General features: G+C 73.7%; 20 protein-coding genes and 1 pseudogene. 11 read left to right on the top strand and 10 right to left on the bottom strand.

Annotation, left to right across the window (positions count from 1 at the left end; translation table 11 throughout):
- Nucleotides 1–362: 362 nt before the first annotated feature.
- From KBB57_RS17670 to KBB57_RS17660, 3 genes are read right to left on the bottom strand one after another with little or no spacing between them, the layout of a single operon-like run.
- Entirely contained in the window at nucleotides 363–1226 is an 864-nt protein-coding gene (locus KBB57_RS17670) for an ATPase (protein WP_290753068.1), read from the bottom strand.
- A 26-nt stretch (nucleotides 1227–1252) separates the two neighbouring features.
- The gene (locus KBB57_RS17665; protein WP_290753065.1) at nucleotides 1253–1567 is read right to left on the bottom strand and encodes a putative quinol monooxygenase; all 315 of its coding nucleotides are present in this window, start codon (nucleotides 1565–1567) and stop codon (nucleotides 1253–1255) included.
- A complete protein-coding gene (locus tag KBB57_RS17660; protein WP_290753062.1) occupies nucleotides 1564–2586 on the bottom strand; it encodes an LLM class flavin-dependent oxidoreductase in 1023 nt (340 codons plus the stop codon). Before KBB57_RS17660 ends, KBB57_RS17665 begins: the two co-directional genes overlap by 4 nt.
- 466 nt (nucleotides 2587–3052) lie before the next feature.
- Between KBB57_RS17660 and KBB57_RS17655 the strand changes: the two genes are divergently transcribed.
- Nucleotides 3053–4297, top strand: a complete 1245-nt coding sequence (locus KBB57_RS17655; RefSeq protein ID WP_290753059.1) for an AAA family ATPase — start codon at nucleotides 3053–3055, stop codon at nucleotides 4295–4297.
- Nucleotides 4298–4319: 22 nt separating this feature from the next.
- On the opposite strand, the gene guaA is transcribed toward KBB57_RS17655, so the two are convergent.
- On the bottom strand, nucleotides 4320–5879 hold the full coding sequence (guaA, locus tag KBB57_RS17650) for a glutamine-hydrolyzing GMP synthase (protein WP_290753056.1): 1560 nt from the start codon (nucleotides 5877–5879) through the stop codon (nucleotides 4320–4322).
- 259 nt (nucleotides 5880–6138) lie between these two features.
- On the opposite strand from guaA, the gene KBB57_RS17645 reads away from it, so the two are divergent.
- Nucleotides 6139–7173 (top strand): LacI family DNA-binding transcriptional regulator, encoded by a 1035-nt coding sequence (locus KBB57_RS17645; RefSeq protein ID WP_290753054.1) that lies wholly within the window; start codon nucleotides 6139–6141, stop codon nucleotides 7171–7173.
- Between the two features lie 445 nt (nucleotides 7174–7618).
- Here KBB57_RS17645 and KBB57_RS17640 read toward each other — a convergent pair whose 3' ends face one another.
- The 5 genes from KBB57_RS17640 to KBB57_RS17620 all read right to left on the bottom strand — a co-directional run bounded on the left by KBB57_RS17640 (nucleotide 7619) and on the right by KBB57_RS17620 (nucleotide 17860).
- Nucleotides 7619–9166 carry a trimethylamine methyltransferase family protein gene (locus KBB57_RS17640; RefSeq protein WP_290753051.1) on the bottom strand — a complete coding sequence of 516 codons (1548 nt, stop codon included), beginning with the start codon at nucleotides 9164–9166 and terminating at the stop codon, nucleotides 7619–7621.
- Between the two features lie 156 nt (nucleotides 9167–9322).
- Nucleotides 9323–11374, bottom strand: a complete 2052-nt coding sequence (pbpC, locus tag KBB57_RS17635; protein ID WP_290753048.1) for a penicillin-binding protein 1C — start codon at nucleotides 11372–11374, stop codon at nucleotides 9323–9325.
- A gap of 34 nt (nucleotides 11375–11408) precedes the next feature.
- The gene (locus KBB57_RS17630) at nucleotides 11409–16865 is read right to left on the bottom strand and encodes an alpha-2-macroglobulin family protein (RefSeq protein ID WP_290753046.1); all 5457 of its coding nucleotides are present in this window, start codon (nucleotides 16863–16865) and stop codon (nucleotides 11409–11411) included.
- 52 nt (nucleotides 16866–16917) lie between these two features.
- Nucleotides 16918–17277, bottom strand: coding sequence for an MmcQ/YjbR family DNA-binding protein (locus KBB57_RS17625; protein ID WP_290753044.1), 360 nt, complete (start codon nucleotides 17275–17277; stop codon nucleotides 16918–16920).
- Between the two features lie 10 nt (nucleotides 17278–17287).
- Nucleotides 17288–17860, bottom strand: a complete 573-nt coding sequence (locus KBB57_RS17620) for a YqgE/AlgH family protein (protein ID WP_290753042.1) — start codon at nucleotides 17858–17860, stop codon at nucleotides 17288–17290.
- 163 nt (nucleotides 17861–18023) lie between these two features.
- Between KBB57_RS17620 and KBB57_RS17615 the strand changes: the two genes are divergently transcribed.
- From KBB57_RS17615 to KBB57_RS17595, 5 genes are all read left to right on the top strand, one after another.
- Nucleotides 18024–18857: a protein-disulfide reductase DsbD domain-containing protein gene (locus KBB57_RS17615; RefSeq protein WP_290753040.1), complete on the top strand. Its 834-nt coding sequence runs from the start codon at nucleotides 18024–18026 to the stop codon at nucleotides 18855–18857.
- Nucleotides 18858–18970: 113 nt separating this feature from the next.
- The gene (locus KBB57_RS17610; protein ID WP_290753039.1) at nucleotides 18971–19744 is read left to right on the top strand and encodes a tetratricopeptide repeat protein; all 774 of its coding nucleotides are present in this window, start codon (nucleotides 18971–18973) and stop codon (nucleotides 19742–19744) included.
- Nucleotides 19745–19797: 53 nt separating this feature from the next.
- A complete protein-coding gene (locus tag KBB57_RS17605) occupies nucleotides 19798–20145 on the top strand; it encodes a hypothetical protein (protein ID WP_290753036.1) in 348 nt (115 codons plus the stop codon).
- 68 nt (nucleotides 20146–20213) lie between these two features.
- Nucleotides 20214–20963: an SDR family oxidoreductase gene (locus KBB57_RS17600; RefSeq protein WP_290753033.1), complete on the top strand. Its 750-nt coding sequence runs from the start codon at nucleotides 20214–20216 to the stop codon at nucleotides 20961–20963.
- A gap of 267 nt (nucleotides 20964–21230) precedes the next feature.
- A complete protein-coding gene (locus KBB57_RS17595) occupies nucleotides 21231–21695 on the top strand; it encodes a transposase (RefSeq protein WP_290753031.1) in 465 nt (154 codons plus the stop codon).
- Here the strand turns inward: KBB57_RS17595 and KBB57_RS20155 are convergent.
- A complete protein-coding gene (locus KBB57_RS20155; RefSeq protein ID WP_367272718.1) occupies nucleotides 21613–21930 on the bottom strand; it encodes a recombinase family protein in 318 nt (105 codons plus the stop codon). The genes KBB57_RS17595 and KBB57_RS20155 overlap by 83 nt on opposite strands.
- Before the next feature lie 418 nt (nucleotides 21931–22348).
- On the opposite strand from KBB57_RS20155, the gene KBB57_RS17590 reads away from it, so the two are divergent.
- From KBB57_RS17590 to arsB, 4 genes and pseudogenes are all read left to right on the top strand, one after another.
- Complete coding sequence (locus tag KBB57_RS17590; protein ID WP_290753028.1) at nucleotides 22349–22711, top strand: helix-turn-helix transcriptional regulator; 363 nt, start codon at nucleotides 22349–22351, stop codon at nucleotides 22709–22711.
- On the top strand, nucleotides 22704–23240 hold the full coding sequence (locus KBB57_RS17585) for an arsenate reductase ArsC (RefSeq protein WP_290753026.1): 537 nt from the start codon (nucleotides 22704–22706) through the stop codon (nucleotides 23238–23240). Before KBB57_RS17590 ends, KBB57_RS17585 begins: the two co-directional genes overlap by 8 nt.
- Nucleotides 23241–23248: 8 nt before the next feature.
- Nucleotides 23249–23680, top strand: coding sequence for an arsenate reductase (glutaredoxin) (gene arsC / locus KBB57_RS17580; protein ID WP_290753024.1), 432 nt, complete (start codon nucleotides 23249–23251; stop codon nucleotides 23678–23680).
- A pseudogene (gene arsB, locus KBB57_RS17575) lies at nucleotides 23681–24761 on the top strand (ACR3 family arsenite efflux transporter).
- Nucleotides 24762–24830: the final 69 nt, after the last annotated feature.

Raw genomic sequence — 24830 nt, 5'->3', positions numbered from 1 at the left:
CCTCGACCCCGAGATGCCCCGAAACCCGTGCCATGCCTGCCCCCGTTCTTGGTTGCGGATATGATAACTCACGCGATTCCCCGCAGGAATCCCCTCCCGGCGAGTCAATCAGCCGGAGGCCGTATGATCCGTCAGGCCCGCGGCGCCGCGCGACTCACTTCGAGGTTCGCCGTCCCTGCACGAACCGCGCCGCGTCGAGCCGGGAGACATGCGCATGTCTCCCGGCGGGCGCCGTTGCGGGGCAGACCTTGCCGCTCCGCGAGACCTGGAGTCCGCAGGTCCAAATAGCCCGACCCCGTATCGGCCCCGCGCCGGCCCGACGGCGTCGCCCCGGAGGACGGCGGCCGTTGGCTCCGCCCGGGTCAGCCCTTTCGGGCGAGGGCGGCGGCGACGAGATCGACGAAGTCGGCGGGGTCGCGGACGGCGGCGACCTCCCCCGCCTCGACGGTGACGCCCCAGCGCTCGGCGATGGCGGCGTAGCGCGGCAGGCGGTGGGCGATCAGCGCGCGGAAGCCGTGGCGGACGAAGGCGTCGGGATCGACCTCGTCGGGCGCGAGGCCGTGCTCGGCCCGGTAGCGGTCCCAGAGCTCCACGAGGAAGGGCTCGGGATAGTACATCGGCTTCGGGGCCTTGTCGAAGCGGGCCTCGAGGTCGCGGGCATGGGCGTCGGTCCCGCGGATCCAGATCGGCAGCGTCGCCGAGGCGAGGTCGGCGAGGACCGGATCCTGCGGGTCGGTCGGGTCGACCACCTCGCAGAGCGAGCCGGAGGTGTCGCAGACGAAGTGGTCGTAGCCGTAGATGTCGCGGGCCTTGTCGATGAAGCGCAGCGCGTCGCGGGTGGCGGCGATCTCGGCGTCGCGGTGCTGGCGCTGGCGGCGGAGGTATTCGGCGAAGGGGATGCCGCCCTTCGCCGGGTCGCCGGGCTTGCCGAGATAGGTCGAGAGCGGCGCGAGGTTCTGGAAGGTGATGTTCGAGGCGATGTAGATCGAGTCCGAGCGCAGCAGCTCGCGCAGGAACGGATTCCGCATCGCCTCGCGCTTGAAGTTGTCGACGATGTGCTCGCCCATGTAGCGGGTGCCGATGCGGAAATCGACGGAGTAGTGGAACCACTGCGCCTCGTCGCGCAGCATCGCGGCGATGCGGGTCTTGCCGAGGCCGGACATGCCGAAGAGCGCCACGCGCCGGTGGGAAGCCGCGCGCCATTCCGCCGCCGTCCGGTGGTGCATCGCCGCCCTCGCCGCTGTCCGCGGCCCTAGCTATCCGCGGCCGGAGGGGCTGGCAAGGCGGGGTCGGCGTCGTCGTGAACGACATATTCCCGCGGCAGGTCCCGCGTGGCGGCGCCCCAGGCGGAGGCGCGGGTCCGGCGCTGGTGGGCGTCGAAGGCCGCGCGGTCGCGGAAGGCCTCCGCGACCGTGAGGACGCCGGAGCCGGGGGGCGTCTCGGCGACCTCGAAGGCGAGGCAGCCCGGCTCGGCGCGGGTCAGGCGGACGTGCTCGGCGAGGAGCGGCAGGACCGCGTCCCGCCGCCCGGCCGGGATCGCGAGGCTGCCGGTGAGGCGGACGGTCACCGCCAGCCGAGGGCGGGGGCGACGTGGGTGAGGATCGCCTCGATCACGTGGGCGTTGTAGGCGACGCCGAGCTGGTTCGGCACGGTCAGGAGCAGGGTGTCGGCCTCGGCGATGGCCTCGTCGGCGCGGAGCTGCTCGACGAGCTTGTCGGGCTCGGCGGCGTAGGAGCGGCCGAAGATCGCGCGCGTGTTCTCCTCGATGTAGCCGATCTGGTCGCTCTCCTCGCCCGGGCGGCCGAAATACATGCGGTCCTCGTCGCTGACGAGCGCGAAGATCGAGCGGCTGACCGAGACGCGGGGCTCGCGGGCGTGGCCAGCCTGCTTCCAGGCCTCGCGGTAGGCGCGGATCTGGCGCGCCTGCTGGATGTGGAAGGGCTCGCCGGTCTCGTCGAACTTCAGCGTCGAGCTCTGCAGGTTCATGCCGAGCTTCGCCGCCCAGACCGCGGTGGCGTCGGTGGCGGCGCCCCACCAGATGCGCTCGCGGAGGCCCTCGGAATGCGGCTCGAGGCGCAGGAGGCCGGGCGGGTTGGGGAACATCGGGCGCCGGTTCGGCCGGGCGAAGCCCTCGCCGCCGAGGATCTGGAGGAAGACCTCGGCGTGGCGGCGCGCCATGTCGGCGTCGGTCTCGCCCTCGGCGGGCGCGTAGCCGAAATGCCGCCAGCCGTCGATCACCTGCTCGGGCGAGCCGCGGCTGATGCCGAGCTGGAGCCGGCCCCCGGCGATCAGGTCGGCGGCGCCCGCGTCCTCGGCCATGTAGAACGGGTTCTCGTAGCGCATGTCGATGACGGCGGTGCCGATCTCGATGCTCCTCGTCCGCGCGCCGATGGCGGCCAGCAGCGGGAAGGGCGAGCCGAGCTGGCGGGCGAAGTGGTGGACGCGCACGTAGGCGCCGTCGGCGCCCAGCTCCTCGGCGGCGACGGCGAGGTCGATCGACTGGAGGAGCGCGTCCTGCGCGGTGCGGGTGCCCGAGCCGCGGGCGGGCGACCAGTGGCCGAAGGACAGGAAGCCGATCTTCTTCATGGGATGCGCTCCGCCAGCGAGGGGCGCCCCTCCGGCGCCGAGCCGAACCTATGCCGCCGCCTGCCCGATGCAACCCGGACGCCCGGAGCCGGGCCGGAAACGGACTGTCTCCGTCGAGCGTGACCGTGCCGCAGCATGAGGCGGCGATCGTCTTTGCCGTTGATCGAATCGGCGCGCGCCCGTAGAGGTTCCGGCTCGGCGTCACGCCGTCCGAAACCCGAACCACGGGAGGGCAGATCATGATTGCGCATTGCGTCGCCCTTCGCTGGCAAAGGGCCGTCTGAGCCGGATCTCCGGCGGGATGGTCGAGCGGCGGCCTGCAAGGCCGCCCGGATCGGGAATATCGGAGCGTCTCCATGGGGATTGCGTCCATGAACGGCCGCCCGGCCGCAAGCGCGGCGGGAGTCATCCGTCTTTCGCGCAGCGCCGTCCTGGCGTCGCCCCTCCGGTCGCGGGAGGCGCGCCGGTGATCGCGACCGTTCAGGCCTGGCTCGGCGGCGCGACGCAGAGCGACATCTTCGCGGGCGGGCTCGCCCTCGGCGCCATCGGCGTGGCGGCGGCGGTCGGGCGCACGCTGGTCCTGCAGGGCTGGCGAATCCTGTCGCGGCGGCTGTGGGCGCGGCTTACCTTCGATAACCGCTCTCCGGCCTATCGCCACTTCGTGCTCTGGCTCGAGGAGCGGGGGGTTCTTTCCCACGTCCGCCACGTGCGCATGACCGACCCCCGCTGGAGCGCTGGCACGCGGGGATACGCCCCCGCGCCCGGGCGGCACTGGTTCTTTTCCGGAGGCCGGCTCTGCCTGCTGGAATGGTCGCTCAACGACGAGGCCCGGGTCGGCGGGTCGCACAATCCGCAGCCGATGGAGACGATCGAGATCGGCGCGTTCCTCGGCGACGTCGAGATGCTGGCCGGCTGGGTCGAGGAGGGCGCCCGCATCGCCGGGGAGCGCGACCGCGCCGGCCCGATGCTGCATATCCTGCGCGACGGCTACTGGGAGGAGGTCGGCGAGGTCCCGGCCCGCTCGATCGACAGCGTCGTGGTCGAGGACGACAGCGCCCGCCGCGCGCTCGAGGACATGCGCTGGTTCTACGGCGCGCGCGACTGGTACGCCGTGCGCGGCGTCCCCTGGCGGCGGGGCTATCTGCTCTACGGGCCTCCCGGCACCGGCAAGTCGAGCCTGATCCGCGCGCTCGCGTCGGAGCTCGGGCTCGACATCGCCGCCCTCGACGTCGGCCGCGCGACGCTGACGGACGAGGGCCTGCGCGAGGCGATGATGGCCGCGCCGAAGCGGTGCCTGCTGGCCGTGGAGGACGTGGACGCGGTCTTCACCCGGCGCGAGGCGGGATCGGCCACCGGCGGCGTCAGCTTCTCGGGGCTCCTCAACGCGATCGACGGCGTCGGCGCGCAGGAGGGCCGCGCGCTGGCGCTGACGACGAACCACCTCGAGCGGCTCGACCCGGCGCTGATCCGTCCGGGCCGCATCGACGTCCGCGTGGAGATGGGCCATGTCGGCGCGGCGACCGCGCGGGCGCTCTACGAGCGGTTCTTTCCCGGGGAGCCGGCGTTCGCCGACGCCTTCGAGCATGCCCTCGGGTCGGCCCGGCTCAGCCCGGCCGCGGTGCAGGGCTGGCTGCTGGCGCATCGCGACGACGCCCGGGCGGCCGCCGCGGCCGGGGGCCTCGTCGGCGCGGCGGCGATTGCGGCGGAGTGAGGCTCGGCTCCGAGCCGCGGCCTCATTCCCACTCGATCGTGCCGGGGGGCTTCGAGGTGATGTCGTAGGTGACGCGATTGACGCCCTTCACCTCGCCCACGATGCGGGTCGCGGTCTCGCCGAGGAAGGCGTGGGTGAAAGGGTAGTAGTCCGCCGTCATGCCGTCGACGCTCGTCACCGCGCGGAGGGCGACGACGTAGTCGTAGCTGCGGCCGTCGCCCATCACCCCCACGGTGCGGACCGGCAGCAGCACGGCGAAGGCCTGCCAGATCTCGTCGTAGAGGCCGTGGCGGCGGATCTGGTCGAGATAGACCGCGTCGGCCTTGCGCAGGATCTCCAGCCGCTCGCGGGTGATCTCGCCGGGGCAGCGGATGGCGAGGCCGGGGCCGGGGAAGGGGTGGCGGCCGACGAAGGCGGCCGGCAGGCCGAGCTCGCGGCCGAGGGCGCGGACCTCGTCCTTGAAGAGCTCGCGCAGCGGCTCGACGAGCTTGAGGTTCATCCGCTCGGGCAGGCCGCCGACGTTGTGGTGACTCTTGATCGTCACCGAGGGGCCGCCTGCGACGCTGACGCTCTCGATCACGTCGGGGTAGAGCGTGCCCTGGGCGAGGAAGGCGACGTCGCCGACCTCGGCGGCCTTCTCCTCGAAGATCTCGATGAAGAGCCGGCCGATGGTCTTGCGCTTGATCTCCGGGTCGGAGACGCCGGCCAGCGCGGCGAGGAAGCGGTCGCCCTCGTCGGCGTGGATCAGCGGGATGTTGTAGTGGTCGCGGAAGAGGCGCACGACCTCTCCGGCCTCGCCCATCCGCATCATGCCGGTGTCGACGAAGACGCAGGTGAGCCGGTCGCCGATCGCCTCGTGGATCAGCACGGCGGCCACCGAGCTGTCGACGCCGCCGGAGAGGGCGCAGAGGACGCGCTGGTCGCCGACCTGGGCGCGGATCTTCGCGATCGCCTCGTCCCTGTAGGCGGCCATCGACCAGTCGCCGCGGAAGCCGGCGAGGTCGGTGAAGTTCCTTAGCAGCCGGGCGCCGTGGGGGGTGTGATGCACCTCCGGGTGGAACTGCACGGCGTAGAAGCGGCGGGCGGGGTCGGCGACGATGGCGTAGGGAGCGCCCGTCGAGGCGGCGACGACGCGGAAGCCCGGGGCGAGCGCGGTGACGCGGTCGCCATGGCTCATCCAGACCTCCTCGCGGCCGTCCTCGAAGAGGCCGGCGAAGAGCGGGTCGGCGGCGTCGACGGGCGTGACGAAGGCGCGGCCGAACTCGGCGTGGTGGCCGGCCTCCACCTTGCCGCCGAGCTGGGCCATCATGGTCTGCTGGCCGTAGCAGATGCCGAGGACCGGCACGCCGAGGTTGAAGATCTCCTTGGCGGCGCGGGGGCTGCCCGGCTCGGTGACCGAGGCGGGGCCGCCGGAGAGGATCACCGCCTGCGGCGCGAAGGCCGCGAGGAAGGCGGCGTCGACCTTCTGGAACGGGTGGATCTCGGCATAGATCGACGCCTCGCGCAGGCGCCGGGCGATCAGCTGGGTGACCTGGCTGCCGAAGTCGACGACGAGGAGGCGCTGGTGCTGGGGCTCGCTCATGGCGGGTGATTAAGGGCACTCCGTCACATCCGCAAGGTCCGCCGCGCCGGAGAGGAGCGGCGGAGGGCAAGGGGGGGGACGCGCGGCAAAAGGCTGGTTTTGCTGAGGTTCGGGGCGGAGGCAGGCCGGCTGCGGGGGATCAGCAGGCGTCAGGGCGTTCCGGCACGTTCCGGGCTTCTCGGGCGGCGCGCCGGTCGATCCGCAGACTGGCGGTCGGGCGCGGGAGGGGCTATCGCCGGAGCAGGAGAGAGGGCGACACGTGACCGGCGACGATGGCTCTTCCATCCCCGAGCGGGGCCGGCCGACGATGGTCGATGTAGCGCGCGCCGCCGGCGTGTCGCAGGCGACGGTGTCGCTGGCGCTGAACGGCAGCCCCGGGGCGCGGCTGAGCCTCGCCACCCGCAACCGGGTGCGCCGGGCGGCGGAGGCGCTCGGCTACCAGTTCGTCCGCCGCGGCCGGCGGCGCGTCGGGGCCGAGCCCGGGGTGATCGCCTTCGTCGCCGACGAGCTGACCTCGGACCCGTGGATGGCGCTCGCCTTCGACGGGGCGCGCGAGCGGGCGATGGAGGCGGGCTACGGGGCCTGCCTCTGCGTCGGGCTCGGCGATGCGGAGACCGAGGTCTTCGCGCTCGACCAGCTGGCGCAGCAGCCGCTCGCCGGGGTGATCTACGGCACGATCCTGACGCGGCGGGTCGAGCCGCCGCCGGCGCTGTTCCGGCGGCCGGCGGCGCTGCTCAACTGCTACGACCCCGAGCGGCGGCTGCCGGCGGTGCTGCCGGCCGACATCGCCGGCGGGCGGACGGCGACGGAGCGGCTGATCCGGGCCGGCCGGCGGCGGATCGGGCTGATCTGCGGCCAGCAGGGGCTCGACGCCACCCGCGACCGGCTGAAGGGCTACCGGCAGGCGCTGGCGAGCAACGACATCGCCTTCGATCCGGAGCTGGTTCGGCCCGGGAACTGGGAGCCGGCGGCGGGCTACGAGGGCACGCTGGCCCTGATGGCGCTGGCGCGGCCGGCGGACGCGATCTTCTGCGCCAACGACATGATGGCGGTCGGCTGCTACGACGCGCTGCGGGCGCTGGGGCTGGCGGTCCCGGGGGACGTCTCGGTCGTCGGCTTCGACGACCGCGAGATCGCCCGGTCGATGCGGCCCCCGCTGACCACGCTCATCCTGCCGCAGCGCGAGATGGGCGCGATCGCCGCCGGCCTGGTGATCGACATGGCCGCCGGCGCGACGCCCGGCCCGGCGCCGCGCAAGGTGGACTGCCCGCTGGTGGAGAGGGGGTCGGTGTAGGGGCGGACTTGGGGGGCTGCGAGGGCGATCGTGGCCGGCCTCGGGATCGGCATGGCGCGCCCCGGAAGGTGGACTGCCCCTCGGTGGACGGCGGCTCGCTGTGGCGGCCGGCATGCGCGGCGGCCGCGCTCCGAGATGGGCGCGAGATGGGTCAGGCTGGTGACCGACGTAGTCACAGGCTCGCCCCCCCGGGGAGGGCGGGATGCTGACGGGACGGCTCGGTGTGGCGGCCGGAGGGCGGGTTAGACTACGGGCGGTCCCGAGCGAGCGGAGCCGGCCCATGGACCTCGTCGACGCTCTTGTCTGCGCCGCCCGGGGGGCGGCTGGAGGTGGAAGAGCGGCCGGCGACCCGCTCGCGCCACGGCGCCTTGCGCCGCTCCGCCGGCGTGACGTCCGGCGTCTCCGCCAATCGCGCCGGCAGGAAGCCGGAACAACGCAAAACCGGTTAGTAATCCGTCGGCGCGCCCCCCTCGCGCTTGCGCCGGGCGACGAAGGCGGCGAGCTCCTCCCGCACCGCCTCGTCCATCGGCGGCGGCTCGTAGTCGGCGAGGATCGCCTTCCAGGCCCGGTTCGCCCGCTCCTCCGTCCAGGCGCCGCCGGCGAGCTCCCATGCCTCGTAGTTGCGCCAGTCGCTCAGGAAGGGCGCATAGAACGCCGTGGTGTAGCGGCTCTGGGTATGGGTCGCCCCGAAGAAATGCCCCTTGGGCCCGACCTCCTCCATGGCGTCGAAGGCGAGCGACTCCGGGGAGACGTCCACGATCTCCGGCTCGAAATATCGCTGTATCTGCTGGAGCACCTCGCAATCCATCACGAACTTCTCGTAGCTCGCGATCAGCCCGCCCTCCAGCCAGCCGGCGGCGTGGTAGACGAGGTTCGCCCCCGCCTGCACCGCCGACCAGAGCGAGTTCATGCTCTCCCACATCGCCTGCCCGTCCGGCGCGTTCGAGGCGCAGGCGTTCGAAGCCCGGAGCGGCAGCCCGTAGAACCGAGCCATCTGCCCGGTCATCTGCGTCGCCCGCATGTATTCCGGCGTTCCGAACGCCGGCGCGCCCGAGCGCATGTCGACGTTGGAAGTAAACGTGCCGATCATGCACGGCGCTCCCGGCCGCACGACCTGCAGGAGCACGACCGCGGCAAGCGCCTCCGCCACCGACTGCGCCACCGCCCCCGCCATCGTCACCGGCGCCATCGCGCCCGCGAGGGTGAACGGGGTCACCACCACCGGCTGCCCCCGCCGCGCGAAGCGCATCGCCCCGTCGAGCATCGGCCAGTCGTGCTTGAGCGGCGAGGACGAGTTGATGTTGGTGAAGAGCCGCGGCTCGGCGAAGAACGCCTCGGCGTCGAGGCCGGAGGCGATCCGCGCCATCTCCAGCACGTCCTCGACCCGCTCGGGCCCGAGGCTGTAAGCGTGGACGACCTTGTCGGTCAGCGTCAGCTTCTCGTAGAGGCAGTCGAGGTGGCGGACGCTGGCGTGGACGTCGACCGGCTCCACCGGATAGCCGCCCGCGACGTGGATGCAGTTGAAGTACTGCGTCAGCTTGATGAAATCGCGGAAGGCTTCGAGATCGCCCACCCGGCGGCCGCGGTCCATGTCCATGCAGTTCGGCGGCGACGAGACGTTGACGAAGGCCATGCGCCGGTCGCCCATCCGCACCCGCCGCTCCGGGTTCCGGGGAATGATGTCGAAGGCCCGCGGCGCCGTCGCCAGCCGCTCCATCACGAAGTCGCGGTCCATGCGGACGTTGTCGCCCTCGACCCGGCACCCCGCACCGCGCAGGTAGTCGCGCGCCTCGGGGTTCAGGAACTCGATTCCGATCTCCTCCAGGACCCGCATCGCGGTGGCGTGGATCGCCGCGACGCCCGCCTCGGACAGCGGCTCCGTCGGCCGGTCGGTGTTGAGCGGCAGCCGCCATGGCGTCTGCGCGATGGCCCGGGCGGGGCGGGCGCCCTGGCGGGCATGGCCGCCGGCGCGGCGAGGCTTGTGGTCGTTCATCCGCCCTGCCTGCCCCAACCCGCCTCGCCCCGCGCGTCCGTTTGCGACCTCGCCGACACGTTGCCCGCGGCCGTTGGAAAGGCGCAAGCCCGCGTCACGCGCAGCGCCTCATTGCATTCTCCTTTCGCCCATTGCTTCCGTGACCGCCAAGCTCCCTCACTGCAGAAACACCTGCGCCCGCGCCGCCGCCCCGGTCGCGTCGATCACCGCGAGGTCCACGAACCCCGACCCCGAAGGCAGCCACTCCGCCAACCGTCCATCGTCGCTTTCCGCGATGGGTCGCCCGTCGACCAGCCAGCGAAACGGCGGCGCCCCCTCCTCGACCCGCAGCGCCAGCGGGGCCGGATCCCCCGCGGCGATGCCCAGATCCACCCGCGCCCCCGCCGGCGGATACGCGATGCGCGGCCCCCCCTCCGCCTCCGCCGCACCCCGCGGCCGGAACCGCCGCAGCGGCGGCGGCAGCTCCGACCGCGCCACCGTCAGCACCCCGGCAGGCGGCGGCGGCAGCGGCGCCGGCGGCGTCTCCAGCCGGGCGAAGGCGGCGAAGAGGGTCGGCGCCGCGGTCTCGAGCCCGAGCACCCCCGGCGCCGCCGCCCCGTCCGGCCGTCCGAACCAGACCCCGATCACATGCGCCCCGTCGAAGCCGATCGCCCAGGCGTCGCGATGCCCGTAGCTCGTGCCGGTCTTGAACGCGATCCGCCCCGCCGGCGCGTCCGGCGGCGGCGGCGTCCCGGCCAGCACGTCGCCGACCTGCCAGGCCGCCGCCGCGCCCAGCACCCGCTGCCCCTGCGCCGCAGGCTGGCCCGCGACCTCCCGCAGCGCCACCGCCTCGCCGCCCCGCGCGATCGCCGCATAGACCGCCACGAGGTCCTCCAGCGTCACGCCGACGCCGCCGAGCGCCACCGGCAGGCCGGGCGCGCCGCCCGCCGGCAGCTCCGGCCGCGCGCCGGCCCGCTTCAGCCGCGCCATCAGCTGCGCCGGGCCTACCGCGTCGAGGAGCGCCACCGCCGGCACGTTGCGCGAGCGCTGCAACGCCGTCCGCAGCGTCATCGCCCCGCCCCATTGCCGGTCGAGGTTCTGCGGCGCGTAGGTCCCGAACCGCATCGGCCGGTCCTCGATCACCGTCTCGGGATGGGCAAGCCCGGCCTCGAAGGCGAGCCCGTAGATCAGTGGCTTCAAGGTCGAGCCCGGGCTGCGCACGGCCCGGCTCATGTCGACGAAGCCGCGCCGCCGCGCGTCGAGCCGGTCCGCCGCGCCGACCCGCGCCAGCACCTCGCCGGTGCGCCAGTCGGCGACGATGATCGCGGCGGAGAGGCTCGGCCCCATCTCGCGCGCCCGCTCGCCCGCCAGCGCCTCGAGCCGCGCCTGAAGGCGGGCGTCGAGGGTCAGCCGGTGGACCCGGGCCGCCGGGTCGGCCGCCGCCACCCGCTCGACGAGATGCGGGGCGAACGCGGGGAAGGGCCGCCGGGCCGTCGGGACCGCCTCCCGCCTCGCAGCCTCCGCCTCGGCGGGGTCGAGCACGCCCGCCCGGGCGGCGCGGGCCAGCGCCCGGTCGCGGGCGATGCGCGCCGCCTCGGGCCGGCGGTCGGGCCGTCGGGCCTCGGGCGCCTGCGGCAGGGCGACGAGCAGCGCCGCCTCCGCCGGGGTCAGGCGCGCCGGCTCACGGCCGAACCAGGCGAGGCTCGCCGCCCTTACGCCCTCGAGGTTGCCGCCGAAGGGCGCGCGCGCGAGGTAGAGATCGAGGATCGCCGTCTTGTCGAGCCGCCGCTCCAGCGCCAGCGCCAGCCGCATCTGCCGGAGCTTGCCGCGCCAGTCGCCGGTCGGCCCCTCCTCGACCAGCCGCGCCACCTGCATGGTGAGCGTCGAGCCGCCCGAGACGATCCGGCCGGAATGGAGCGCCTGCACGGCGGCGCGCGCCAGCGCCAGCGGATCGACGCCGGGGTGGCTCCAGAACCGGCGGTCCTCCAGCGCGACCAGCATGGCGAGGTAGCGCGGATCGACCTCGGCCGTGGAGACGGGCAACCGCCAGCGACCGTCATCGACGGTGTGCGCCGCGAGCAGGCGGCCGTCGCGGTCGAGCGCCACCATCGAGGCCTCAAGCGCCAGCGGCGGCATCGGCGTCGCCGCGATCCAGCGGTCCAGCGCGGCGGCGCCGGCGAGGAGGCCCGCCGCCACGACCAGCGCCGCGACGCGGAGGCGGCGGGTCATGGCCGGCCCGCGTCCGCGATCCCGGCCGGCGCCGTCATGGCCGCGCGTCCGACACCTCCACCCGCCCGGGCGCGGTGCGGGCGCGGTAGGCCGGGCGATACATGTCCTCGACGCTCGCCGCGGGGTGGTGGAACGAGCCCGGCGAGGCGGCGCGGACCATGTAGGCGAGGCGGAAGGGCTCCGTCCCCTGCCAGTCCACCGCGGCGACGAAACGGTCGGTGCGGAACTCCACGTGCCGCGCCACATCGTCGGCGGCGAGCCAGGCGAGGCGGCCGGGATCGCCGGAGCGCAGCAGGTTGGGGTTCTCGATCTCGAACCCCGCCGGAAGCGGGTCGTCGACGATCAGCCGCGCCTCAAGGTCGCGCTCCGGGGTCACGGTGACCACCGCGACCAGCCGGTCGTTCAGCGCCACCCGCCCCGGGTCGGCCGGCGCGCCGTCGAGGGTGAAGTAGTCCCGGGCGATCCGGTAGCCGTTGCCGCCCGCGGGTTCCGGCTGGGTCGGCACGCCGAAGGCGGTCAGCACGACGAGCGTCTCGGCGTCGCCGGCGTTGGTCACCCGCAGGGGCTCCGCCCCGAGCACGTCGGCCTCCAGCACCCGCGCGGCCGGGCCCTCGACCGCCACGTCGTTGAAGCTCAGCGTCCCGCCGCCGCTCGCCGCCTCGAAGAGCGCGTGGGCGGCGAGGAGCGACCAGACCGCCTCCTGCGGCGAGCGGTCGGGGCCGGGGGCGGTGACGATCGCCGCGAGCGCGGCCGCGTCCACCGCCTGCGACCCCGCCTCGGCCGCCAGCGCCAGCACGCCGGCCGCGTCGCGGAGCCCGCTGCCGAAATCGGCGCGCCAGAGCTGCTCCGGCTCGCCGGCGAGCGCGCCCGCCCCGGCGAGACGGAACATGGCGTCCGCCCGCGGCTGGTCGCCGTACTGGGCGAGCGCGAGGCCGAGCTGCGCCTGGGCGAGCGGCGTGGCGAAGGCCTCGGCGCGGGCGTCGGCGTAGTAGCGCAGGTCGCCGATGGAGGCGCGGCCCTCGCGGGCCAGCACCATCAGGGCGTAGGCGAGATCCTCGCCGCCCTTCTCGAAGTCGCCGTAGGCGTTGACGATGTTGCCGAGGTTGGCGAGCGCCGCCGCGAAGGCGCGGTCGGGAACGGCATGGCCGAGCGCGCGGGCGCGGCCGAGGAAGTCGGTCGCGTAGGCGTCGAGCCAGTTGTCGCCATCCTCCGGCCCCCAGAGGCCGAAGCCGCCGGCGCCGGTCTGGTTGGCGAGGACGCGGGCGATCGCCTCGGCGATCCGCTCGTCGGCCTCGCGCCCGGAGGCGAGCCCCAGCGCCCGCGCCGTCTCCGCGAAGAAGAGGAGCGGCGTCGCGCGGGAGATCACCTGCTCGGTGCAGCCCCAGGGGTAGGCCTCGAGCGCGGTCAGCAGGCCGGGCACGTCGAACTCCGCGAGCGGCCCCGCGGCGATCGTCGCGCGCGCGGTTCCGGGGGCGAGCCCGTCGAACACCGCGGCGTCGAGCGTCAGCGTCTGGCCGGGCGCGAGCGCGATCCGGCTCTGCCGGGCGATCTCGGGGTCGTTGGCGCGCACCGGCAGGGTGAGGTCCTGCGCCAGCCGCTCGCCGCCCGGCGCGACGGTCTCGATCGCGAGGCGATCGTCGCCCGGGAGGCCCGCCGTCAGCGGCGCTTCGAAGACGAGCCGTCCACCGTCGGCGATCTCGCCGGCGAAGCTCGCGCCGCCCTGGGGGAGCAGCGCCCGATCGGTCGCCGTCACGCGGACCGTCACCGCGCCCGGAGGCCCGAAGGCGTGGGCCAGGTCGAGCCGGAGCCGCGAGGCGTCGCCCGGCGCGAGGAAGCGCGGCATGGCGGCCTGGACGACGACGGGGTCGCGGACCAGCACGTCCTTCTCCGCCTGCCCGACGCCCTCGGCGGTCCAGGCGACGGCCATCAGCCGGACCGTGCCGTTGAAGTCCGGCAGGGGGACGGAGGTCCGCGCCACGCCGGAGGCGTCGGCCGTCAGCACGCCGGAGAAGGTGGCGAGCAGCTCCTCGGTCGGCGGCGGACCCTGCAGCGCGCCGCCGCCGTCGCCGCCGGAGCGCAGGCGCCCCGCGACGCCCTGCATCCCGTCGATCAGCCGGCCGTAGACGTCGCGGATCTCGACGCCGAGCCGCCGCTGGCCGAAGTACCAGCCGACGGGGTCCGGCGAGGTGAAGCCGGTGAGGTTGAGGATGCCGACGTCGACCGCCGCGATGGTCGCATAGGCAGTCGCGCCGGGCGCCAGCCCCTCGATCCGCAGCGCGACCGGCATGTCGGTCCGCGGCGTCGCCGCGTCGGGCACGTCGAAGACGGCCGCAAGCCGTCGCGCGCCCGGATCGACCGCCGCCCAGGCGACGCCCACGGCGCGGGCGGGATTGCGGCGCGCGGCGGCGTCCATCGGGCGGATCAGCGTCGCCACGACGTAGGCGCCCGCGCCCCATTCCCCGGTGACGGGCAGATCGACGACGGCCGGGCCGGCGGCGTCCACCGTCACCTCGCGGAGGTCGATCAGCCGGTCGCCCATCACCGCGACGAGGAGGCGGCCAGGATTGCGCGCCTCGATCCGTGCCCGGGCGACCTCGCCCGGCGCGTAGCGCTCGCGGTCGAGGCTCAGCTCGATGAAGTCCGGCGTCTCGGCCCCCGCGCCGGCGCCCCAGCCGGCGTCGAAGCCGAGGCTGGCCGCGACCGGGCCGCCCTGCGCCGCCAGCCGCAGCTCGTAGCGGCCCCAGTCGACCGGCAGGTCGAGCCTTGCGGGCGCCTCCGCGCCCATCTCGACCGAGCCGTTGGCGACGCGGGTGCGCCGGGTCACCGTCTCGTAGCTCCAGTTGCCGTCGACCTCGTACCACTGGAAGCTCACGTCGACCCGCGACAGCGTCCAGTCGACCGGCCCCAGCGCGACGCGCCCGAGGTCCGGGCCGACCGCGACCGCCTCGAAGCCCGCCGTGCCGCCCTCGTCGACCGCCCCGTCGAAGAGCGGCCGGAGCCCGAGGAGCGGGCCCGCGGGACGCACCGGCCGGGTCAGGCTGCGCTCGATCGGCCGCCCGGCCCCCTCGCGCGCCCGGATCGTGGCGGCCAGCTCCAGCGGCCGGCTGGTCGGCCAGGTTTCCGGCATGTCAAGCGTCACCCGGGCCTGCCCCGTCGCATCCGTCTCGACCCCGGGGGGCAGCGCGGCGTAGCCCGAGCGGAACGGCTCGTCGTCCAGCCCGAACCGGAAACCCGGATAGGCCGCGAGCTCGCGCCCGGGCGTCACGTAGGCCTCGCCCTCGATCCCCAGCCCCGCCCCCGGCGCGCCGAAGAGGTAGTCGACCTGCGCCGTCACCGCGAGCCCTGCCGCCGGGTCGACCGGCCCCTCGGCCGCGGTCAGCTCCAGCGCCAGCCGTTCCGGGGTGAAGTCCTCGACCAGGAACCCCGTCGAGGCCAGCGGCGCGGCCTCGGGATCGGCGTAGACCGCGAGCCGCCAGCCGCCGCGCTGCGCCCCCGGGTCCAGCCGCATCGCGAAGGCTCGCCCCCCGGCGCCCTCGTCCGGCAGCGCCGTGCGCAGGTGCTCGACGCCGTCCGGGCGGATCACGATCGCCGTCAGCGTCAGCCCCTCGACCGCCTTGCCGCCCGAATCCCGCGCGAGGATGGTGGCGAAGACCGTCTCGCCCGCCCGATAGGCCCCGCGCTCCGTGCTGAGGAACACGTCCACCGGTCCCGGCGCCGGCCGGCCGTCGACGCCCCGGTCCGACAGATCGAGGCCCGGCCCGCCGAGGTCGAGGAAGGCGAAGTCGCCGCCCGCCTCCAGCGTCACCAGCGCCGCCTCCTGCCCGCCGCGCCCGCGCAGGAGCCCGGGCTCGAAGAGCGCCTGCCCGGAGGCGTCGGTGACCGCCGTCCCCAGCACCTCGTTGTTGCGCGCGATGAGCGTCGCCGTCACCCCATCGACCGGCGCGGCCGAGGCGAGCGAGCGGGCGAAGACATGCAGGCCGTTCTCCCCGGCGAGGCTCCCGATCCCGAGGTCGGTCAGCACGAACCACTGGGTGGCCAAGGTCTCCCAGTCCTCCCGCTGCGCGCCGGGCACGCGGGCGGTCAGCGCGTAGAGCCCGGGCTCCAGCCCCGCCACCACCTCGCCGAAGGGGAGCGCCGTGACCACGTCGCGGTTGAGCTCGCCCCCGACATCGCCCGCGCCCGACCAGACCTCCACGCCGACGTCGCTCCCCAGCCGGCCCTCCTCGAAGGCGCTCAGGGCGCCGCCGAAGTCGCCGCTCCGGATCACCGAGCGCAGGTTGCGCGCGCCCACCCGGAAGAGCTTCAGCTCCACCGTGTCGAGATTGACCGTGCTGATCGGGATCGCCGCGTCCGCCGCCTTCGGCAGCACATAGGCCCGCCCGAGGAACCGCGCCGCAGGGGTGCGGTCGCGGACGTAGACCTCCTGCCGGACCGGCGCCCGCAGCGTCTCGCCGGCCGCGGAGGGCAGCCCGGCGCGCAACGTCAGCGCGTAGCTCGCCCCGTGGGCGAGGCCGCTCACGCAGAGCCGCGAGCCCTCGGCCTCCACCACCGGCGCGGTCGCGAGATCGGACACCTGCACGTAGTCGGCATAGTCCACGCCGCGCGGGTCCAGCTCCTCGGAGAACTCCACGCAGACCCGCGGATCGGCCGGCTCGGCCTCCACCTGCCGGTCGAGCACCCGGAAGCCGTAGAGCCCCTCGGCCCGCGCGACCGCCGCGTCGACCTCCGGCCCGGGCGCGAGGCGCGCGGCGAGCCGCAGCGCGTCGAGCGACCGCCGCCCCTCGCCCGACGCCTCCAGCGCGGCGGCGAGTCCCCGGGCGGCCTGCGCCGCGGTCGCGTCGTCCGGCGCGCGCAGGTAGGCGTTGACCGCCGCCGCGGTCGCCTCGGACAGCAGCGCCTGCCGCAGGCTGCCGTCATCGACCTCCTGCCCGACGGCGAACGCGGCAAGCGCGAGCCAGGCGCCGGCGGAATCCTCCGCGTTGACCGCCGCGCGCAGCGGCGCGAGGGCCCCGGCGACCGGCGCCTCGAGCGCCGCCTCCGGCCCGGTCCGCGGCATCCCGACCCCGAGCGCCAGCGCGCGGGCCGCGGCGAGGCCGCCGGCCGGCAGGAACCCGAGATCGGCCTCCCGCGCCGCAGCCGCCGCCACGACCGCCGCCGGCTGCGGCGCCAGCTGCGCGGACACCGCGGCGGGGAAGGGCTGGCGCTGGCCGACCTCGCCCTTGAGGAAGCAGGCGGACGCGGAAAGGTTGAAGGTCAGCGCCTTGCAGGATGTGTCGGCCAGGCAGGCGTCGACGCAGAGAGGCAGCGTGGTCGCGTAGATCGAGCGCAGGTCGCCGCCGTAGAAGTCGACGCCGCTCTCCGCCACCACCCGCCGCTCCGGCAGCGTCGCCTGCTGCGCCAGCGCCGGCCCGACGCCGAGCGCCGCAAGGCAGAGCAGGGCGGCGGCGCGAACGGCCGCCAGTCCTCGCCGAGAGTGTCCACCGATGCGCATCGCCGCCTCCCGACCGGTCCTGGCCGCAAGGTCCGCCCACGCCCGGTCCGCGTCAACCCTCCGCGGCCCCCGGGCGTTGCGGCAGGGAAGTGCGGACCTGCTTCGGCAGCCGCGCCCGGATCAGATCGTAGGAGACGTCGAGCCGTCGCGCGAGCTCCTCCGAGGCCCGGCCCCAGGGCAGCCGCACCCAGCTCGCGTGCAGGTAGGGCGCCCGCTCGGCGAGGCCGAGCTCGATCAGCAGCGCCGCGGTCTCCGGGTCGGGCGTCTTGACGCTGACGCCGAGATCCATCGCGCCGACCATCGCGAACATCTTGCCCCCGACCTTCCAGGCGTCGTGCCCGCCACCCCAGGGATCGGACGCCTCCGCCCCCGGAAGTCCCGCGCAATGGGCGTTGACGAAGGCCCGGCTCACCGCCCCGGCATCACGCCCGTCCGCCCTCCGAGGAGAGCAGCCACGGGTCGATCGACAGCCGGCGCAACGCCGCCTCCCACTTCTCTCCGTCCCGGAGGCCGAAGACCAGCTCGACGTCCGCCGGCGCGGTCAGCCAGCCGTTCGCCTGGATCTCGCCCTCGAGCTGGCCCGGCCCCCAGCCCGCGTAGCCGAGCGCGAGGATGGTGTGCGCGGGTCCGGCGCCCCGGGCCATGTCCTGCAGGATGTCGACCGTCGCGGTCATCGCGAAGGCGTCGTTCACGCGCAGGCTCGACCCGGCCACGGCATATTCGGCCGTGTGCAGGACGAAGCCCCGTCCATGCTCCACCGGGCCGCCGAAATGCACCTGGGTGTCCTGGAGCCCGTCGCCGACCGGGATCTTCAGCTGCTTCAGCAGGTCCTGGAAGCGCAGGTCCGGCGCGGGCTTGTTGACGATGAGCCCCATGGCGCCGTCGGCGGAATGGGCGCAGACGAAGATGACGGCGCGGGAGAAGCGCAGGTCGCCCATGCCCGGCATGGCGATCAGGAGCTGTCCATCGAGAAACGCCGGATCGGGCTCGGTCATGCCGGAGTCATATGCCGCTCCGACCCGATTGCAAGCGCGCCCCCCGCGTCTTCGCCGGTCGCCATCGCAGATTCGCCCGCGCGCACGGTCGCTTCGCCGATTTGTGACTGTCCTTTCGGCGCCTGCTGCGTATGGTGCCGCTCGTCCCGACCCCGCAAAGCGCATGATGCCACCCGCAGCCCGATCGTCCCTCCTCGCCGCCGCGTTCCTCGCGACGCTCGGCCTCCCGGCCGGCGCCGAGCAGGCGGCGCTGCCGAGTGCGGTCGTCGGGATCGACCTCCTGCCCGGGTGGCGGGAGCCGGGAGGCGCGCGCGTCGCCGCGATCGAGCTGCGGCTCGCGCCGGGCTGGCACACCTACTGGCGGGTGCCGGGCGACAGCGGGATTCCGCCGCAGTTCGACTGGTCGGCCTCGGAGAACCTCGCCGGCGTCACCTACGAATGGCCGCGGCCGGGCGTGTTCGAGAGCTTCGGCGAGGCGATGTTCGGCTATGCCGACGCTCTCGTCCTGCCGGTCGTCCTGACCCCCGAGCGGCCCGACGCGCCGATCGAGGCGCGGGTCGACGTGCTCTTCGGCCTCTGCAACGACATCTGCGTGCCCGTCGCGGCGCGGCTGGAGGCCCGCATCGAGCCCTCCGCGCCCGCCGACGGGCGGGAGAAGATCGAGCGCGCCCTGGCCGACCGGCCGGTGGGCGCGAAGGCCGCCGGCGTGACCCGCGCGCGGTGCAGCCTCGGCGCCGGGGCGACGGGCGCGACGCTGACCGCGGAGATAGACTTCGCCGCGCCGCCGCCGCCGGGCGTCGCCGCGGTGATCGAGGCGGACCGGCCCGATCTCTGGATCGGCGTCCCGCAGACCCGGGTCGAAGGGCGCCGGCTCCGCGCCGTCGCGCCGGTCGAGTCGGCCTCCGGCTCGGGCGTCGCGCTCGACCGCGGCGGGCTTCGCCTCACCCTGATCGACCCGCGCCGCGCCATCGACATCCGCGGCTGCGCCAGCGGCTGATCCCCCCGCGCGAGACCCCGGCGCGAATCCATGTGACTCGACCGACGGGGAATGCTATAGCGAGCGAGATTTTCAACCTTAAGGCGAGCACCATGCCCCCAAGCAAGGCCCGCATGCCCTGGTTTGCGGCCTGCGCCGCGGCGCTCCTCCTCGCCGGCTGCGCGGGAGGCGGCGGCGGCTCCATCGGACAGGGCGAGGGGGCGCCGGGCTCGCCGCTCCGGCTCGCCGACCGGGCGGCGGCGGCGGGCGACTACCGCACGGCCGCGACGCTCTACCGGCAGGCCTTCGAGGCGAACCCGAAGTCGGTCGACGCGCTGGTCGGCCTCGGCCGCAGCTATGCCGGCGTCGGGCAATACGCCCGGGCCGAGCAGGCGCTGCTGGAGGCGAGCGCCCGCAAGCCGCGCGACGTGGCGGTGCTCGTCGAACTGGCGCGGGTGCAGATCGGGGCGGGCAAGCCGCAGGCCGCGCTGGCCAACCTCGAGGTCGCGCGGCAGCGGGCGCCGCGCGACCTCGAGGTCATCACCGCGCAGGGGATCGCGCTCGACCGGCTGAGCCGGCACCCGGAGGCGCAGGCGGTCTACCGCGAGGGCCTGGCGCTCGATCCGACGAACTTCGCGCTCCTGTCGAACCTCGGGCTCTCCTACGGGCTCGGCGGCGCGCCGACCGAGGGGATCGCCATCCTGCGCGAGCTGGTGCGCGACAGCGAGGCGACGGCGAAGACGCGAGGCAACCTCGCCCTGCTCTACGGGCTCGCCGGGCGGGATCGCGAGGCCGCGGCGACGCTGGCAGGCGACCTGCCGCCGGCGCAGATCCAGCAGAACGTCGCCTATTACCGCGAGCTGCGGGCCCTGCTGCTCGCCGGCAAGCCGATCGGCGGGTTGCAGTAGCGCCCCGGCGCCGCCGCGCTACATTGGGGCGCGGGCGGACCGGGGAGGCGGAGGTGATCGGCGCGCTGGCGATCGTGGCATGGACGCTGGCCATCGGGCCGGCGGAGGCGCAGGTCGTGTGCCGGCGGAACGCGCTGGGGACCGAGGTCTGCACCGGGATGGCGGTCCCGACCAACCGCGGGCGGCTCGATCCGCCGCGGCAGGGGCGCGGGATCGCGGGGGTGCAGGCACGGCCGACGCTGGGGCCGCAGCCGGAGCTGACGCCGGCGCGGCGGATCAGCCCGCTGGGGACGACGCTGCTCGGGGCCGAGGACCTGCCGCCGCGGCGGCCGCCGCTGCCGGGCGTGGCGCCGACGCGGCGCTGCGTGACCGATGCGCTCGGGAACCTGATCTGCAACTGAGGTTGCCCTCGGCGCCGCCTTGTGGAAACTCGCCGCCAGAGAAGCAAAAGGCCGCGGGGAGGGCAGACATGGCGCTCGAGGGAAAGGTGGCGCTCGTCACGGGCGCGAGCCAGGGGATCGGCAAGGCGACCGCGGAGGCGCTGGCGGCGGCGGGGGCACGGGTCGTGCTGGCCGCCCGCAATGCCGGGAAGCTCGGGGCGGCCGCCGCGGCGATCGGCGGCGAGGCGGCGGCCATGCCCTGCGACGTGACCGACCCCGTGTCGGTCGACGCGCTTTTTGCGGCGATCGGGGAGAGGTTCGGACGGCTCGACGTGGTCTTCAACAACGCCGGCGCGGCGCTGATCTCCAAGGAGGCGGGCGACGTCGAGTGGGAGGAATGGCGGCGGGTCGTGGGGGTGAACCTCGACGGGGCCTTCCTGATCGCCCGGGGCGCCTTCCGGATGATGCGCGACCAGAGCCCGAGGGGCGGACGGATCATCAACAACGGCTCGATCTCCGCCCATGCGCCGCGGCCGGGCTCGATCGCCTACACCGCCTCGAAGCACGCCATCACCGGGCTGACCCGGTCGCTGTCGCTCGACGGGCGGGCGCATGACATCGCCTGCGGGCAGATCGACATCGGCAACGCCGCCTCGGACATGACGGCGGTGATGTCGAAGGGGGTGCCGCAGGCGGACGGCAGCCTGAAGCCCGAGCCGACGGTCAACGTCCGCCACATCGCCGATGCGGTCGTCCACATGGCGGGCCTGCCGCTCGACGTGAACGTGCAGTTCATGACGGTGATGGCGACGAAGATGCCCTATATCGGCCGGGGGTAGCGGACGCGACCGAATTGTCCCACAGTTGGACAGGGGCGTTGTTGCACGGAAGCGGCTGAAATGAGGGGATTCCTTTGTTGCGAGGAAGGTGATTCACGCTTGGGCTGGCCCAGCGCGTCCGCAAGCTCCCCGCCCCGAAGCCGAAGCCCCGCTACCGGATCACGAATTGGCGCGAGTACAACCGGGCGCTGGTCGCGCGAGGTGCGATCCCGCTGTGGATCGACGATGCGGTGGTCGCCGGCTGGGGGGCAGCTGGCGGCAAGGGGATTGCGCTACAGCGACGCGGCGATCCTCTGCGCGCTCGGTCTGGGGGCGGCGTTCGGGCTGACGCTGCGCCAGACGCAGGGCTTCCTGCACGATCTGACGCGGCTGCTCGGGCTGGAGATCGCCGTGCCGCACTATTCCACCTTCTCCCGGCGTGCGGCCACGCTTGCGGTTCCGGCGCTCACGCGGTCCCCCCGGTCCGACGGCGGTGGTCGCTTGCACCTCGCCGTCGACGCCACCGGGCTCAAGGTCTGTGGCGAGGGCGAGTGGAAGGTCCGCGTGCATGGGCCGGACAAGGACGACCGCATCATCCGCGCGATGGACGACTTCCGCGCCCACGCCGGCGGCGCCGCCCCGGCGCGACTTCGCGAGGAATACAACGACGTCATGCGGCGACGTGGCCGCCCCGTCGAGTCCCGAAAATGTCGGCCGCGTCCCTCCCGAGCCTGTCGAGCTTGGCGACAATGAGGCGCTTGGCCCCCTGCGTCCGGGCGATGGCGGCGAGCATGGCGGCGAACTCGGGACGCTCTGCGACCGGGACCTTGCCCGAGACGGTTTCCTCATAGGCCATGTCTGCGTTGAAGCCTGCGGCCTCTATGTCCTGAAGCTGGTTCGCAGTGGTCTGGTCGGCTGTCGAGACGCGGGCATAGACGAAGGTGACGGACGCGACCGGATCCAGGGAGCGCCGATGGCGCCGAGCCACTGGTCAGCGAGGTACTCGAGCGTCGGCAGGGTCAGGTCGCCGAACAGGCCGGCGCCGAGGTCGGGCGCCGTCGCCTGCATCCGATCAAGGTCGTCTTCCTCACGTCCCTCCTCGGAAGCAGCCAGGAAGACGGCGAGAAGACAGACATCACTGCGTCGACCCAGAGATAGTCGGGGGTGCCGTCGCTTCCGAGTCTACGTGCCCAGGCGCTGGCACCGACGATCGGGCGCCGATGATGGCGCGACTGGGCGCGTCGGCCATGATCGCCAGCCTCGCGGTCCTGGCGCTCGGCAACCTTGCCGCAGTCGGAAACCTCTTGTGGCTGTCTGCCGCACAGGTGTCGAGGACAGACGCAGCGTTGACCTCATCCCGCCATGTCGATTATCTAAACATATCTTGAATCGTTGAGAAGAAAGCAATGGACGAGTCTTCGGCCCTGACCGCCTTCGCGGCGCTCTCGCAGGAAACCCGCCTCCGGATCGTGCGCACGCTGGTCCGGGCTGGCCCCGACGGCATGCCCGCCGGCACCCTCGGTGCGGCGATCGGCGGCGCGAGCAGCTCACGTCTCTCCTTCCATCTCGCCCATCTCGAGCAGGCCGGGCTCGTCAACTCGCGACGGGACGGCCGGTTCATCATCTATGCCGCCGTCCTTCCAGCGCTCTCCGGCCTCATCGCGTTCCTGATGCGCGACTGCTGCCAGGGGCACCCGGACATCTGCGCCCCCGCCGTCGCCGCGCTCGCCTGTTCCTGCGAACCCGAAAAGGATGCCGCCGATGCCTGAGCAGCCCGCGCGCGTGTTCAACGTGCTGTTCCTCTGCACGGGCAACTCCGCCCGCTCGATCATCGCCGAGAGCGTGCTGCGGAAGGAGGGCGATGGGCGCTTCCGGGCCTTCTCCGGTGGAAGCCATCCGAAGTCCGAGGTCCATCCGACCGCGCTGAAGATTCTCGGGAACCTCGGCTTCCCGACCGATGGACTGCGCTCGAAGAGCTGGGACGTGTTCGCCGGGCCGGAGGCGCCGGTGATGGACTTCGTGTTCACGGTCTGCGACAGCGCTGCCGGCGAGACCTGCCCGCTCTGGCCCGGCCACCCGGTGACGGCGCATTGGGGAATCGAGGATCCGGCCGCCGCGACCGGCACGGACATCGAGCGGGAAATGGCGTTCATCCTGGCGCTTCGTTACTTGAGAGCCCGGATCGCGGCCTTCGCGGCCTTGCCGGTCGCCTCCCTGGACCGAGCCAGCCTCGCCGCCCGGCTGCGGGAGATCGGACAGGCCGAAGGCACCACCACCTCGCGACCCGACGTCGCGTGAGGCAGCCCATGGACGTCATCATCTACCACAACCCGGACTACGGGACCTCCCGCAACACCCTGTCGATGATCCGGAACGCCGGCATCGAGCCGCATGTGATCGACTACCTGAAGACACCGCCGAGCCGCGCGATGCTGGAGGCGCTGGTGGCGCGCATGGGAGTCCCTGTCCGGGCGATCCTGCGGGAGAAGGGCACCCCCTACGCCGATCTCGGGCTGGCCGACGAAAGCCTGACGGATGCGCAGCTCCTCGACGCCATCAAGGCGCACCCGATCCTGATCAACCGGCCGATCGTCGTCAGCCCGAAGGGCGTCCGGCTCTGCCGGCCGTCCGAGCGTGTCCTCGACCTGCTGCCGCCGCAGCGCGGCGCCTTCGCGAAGGAGGACGGCGAGGCCGTCGTCGACGCCGCGGGCAACGCATCCCGACCGCGTGAGGCGTGAATGACACTCCCTATCCGCCGCCTGTCCTTCCTCGACCGCTACCTGACCGTCTGGATCTTCGCCGCCATGGCGCTCGGGATTCGCGCTCGGCACGCTGATCCCCAGCCTCCCCGGCGCCATCCAGCAGCTCTCGGTGGGCACCACCAACATCCCTATCGCCGTGGGCCTGATCCTGATGATGTATCCGCCGCTCGCGAAGGTGCGCTACGAGGAGCTGCCGCGGGTCTTCGCCGATCGACGCCTGCTCGCCCTTTCGCTGGTGCAGAACTGGCTGATCGGCCCGGTGCTGATGTTCCTCCTCGCGGTGCTCTTTCTCCGCGACGAGCCGGGCTATATGACCGGGGTGATCCTGATCGGGCTCGCCCGCTGCATCGCCATGGTCCTGGTCTGGAACGAGCTCGCCCGCGGGGACGGGCAGTATGTCGCCGGCCTCGTCGCTTTCAACTCGATCTTCCAGATCCTCTTCTTCCCCGTCTACGCTTGGGTTTTCCTGACGGTGCTGCCGCCGTTCTTCGGCCTCGAGGGGAGCGTCGTCGACGTGGGCTTCTGGACCATCGCCGAGGCCGTGCTGTTCTACCTCGGCCTGCCCTTCGCGGCTGGCTTCCTGACCCGGAAGATCCTGGTCGGACGACGGGGCGAAGCTTGGTATGCGGACCGCTTCCTGCCCCGGATCGCGCCGCTGACGCTCGGCGCGCTGCTCTTCACCATCGTCGCCATGTTCAGCCTCAAGGGCGGCGAGGTGGTGAGCCTGCCGTGGGACGCCGTCCGCATCGCCGTCCCGCTGACGCTATACTTCCTGATCCAGTTCACCTTGAGCTTCTGGATGGGCAAGCTCGTCGAGGCGGACTATCCGCGGACCACGGCCGTCGCCTTTACCGCGGCCGGCAACAACTTCGAGCTTGCGATCGCCGTCGCCATCGCCTCGTTAGGGCTGGCCTCGCAACCAGCCTTCGCCGCCGTCATCGGTCCGCTCGTCGAGGTGCCGGTGCTGATCCTGCTGGTGTCGGTGGCGCTCGGTCTCGGCTGTGGATCGGCATGGAATGTTGACCCCCTGAGCGGGAGGATCGGCGTCCAAAATTGACCCCCCTTCGCCCGCGGTGGCGCGGACACTGCCCGTCCATGTTGGCGGATGGGCGGGAGGGGGATGAAG

Origin of the sequence: Amaricoccus sp. (assembly GCF_017993425.1) — a bacterium.
In the GTDB taxonomy this organism is placed as follows: domain Bacteria; phylum Pseudomonadota; class Alphaproteobacteria; order Rhodobacterales; family Rhodobacteraceae; genus Amaricoccus.
Note: the sequence above shows the minus strand (reverse complement) of the source record. Positions and strands in the feature narration are given on the sequence as shown.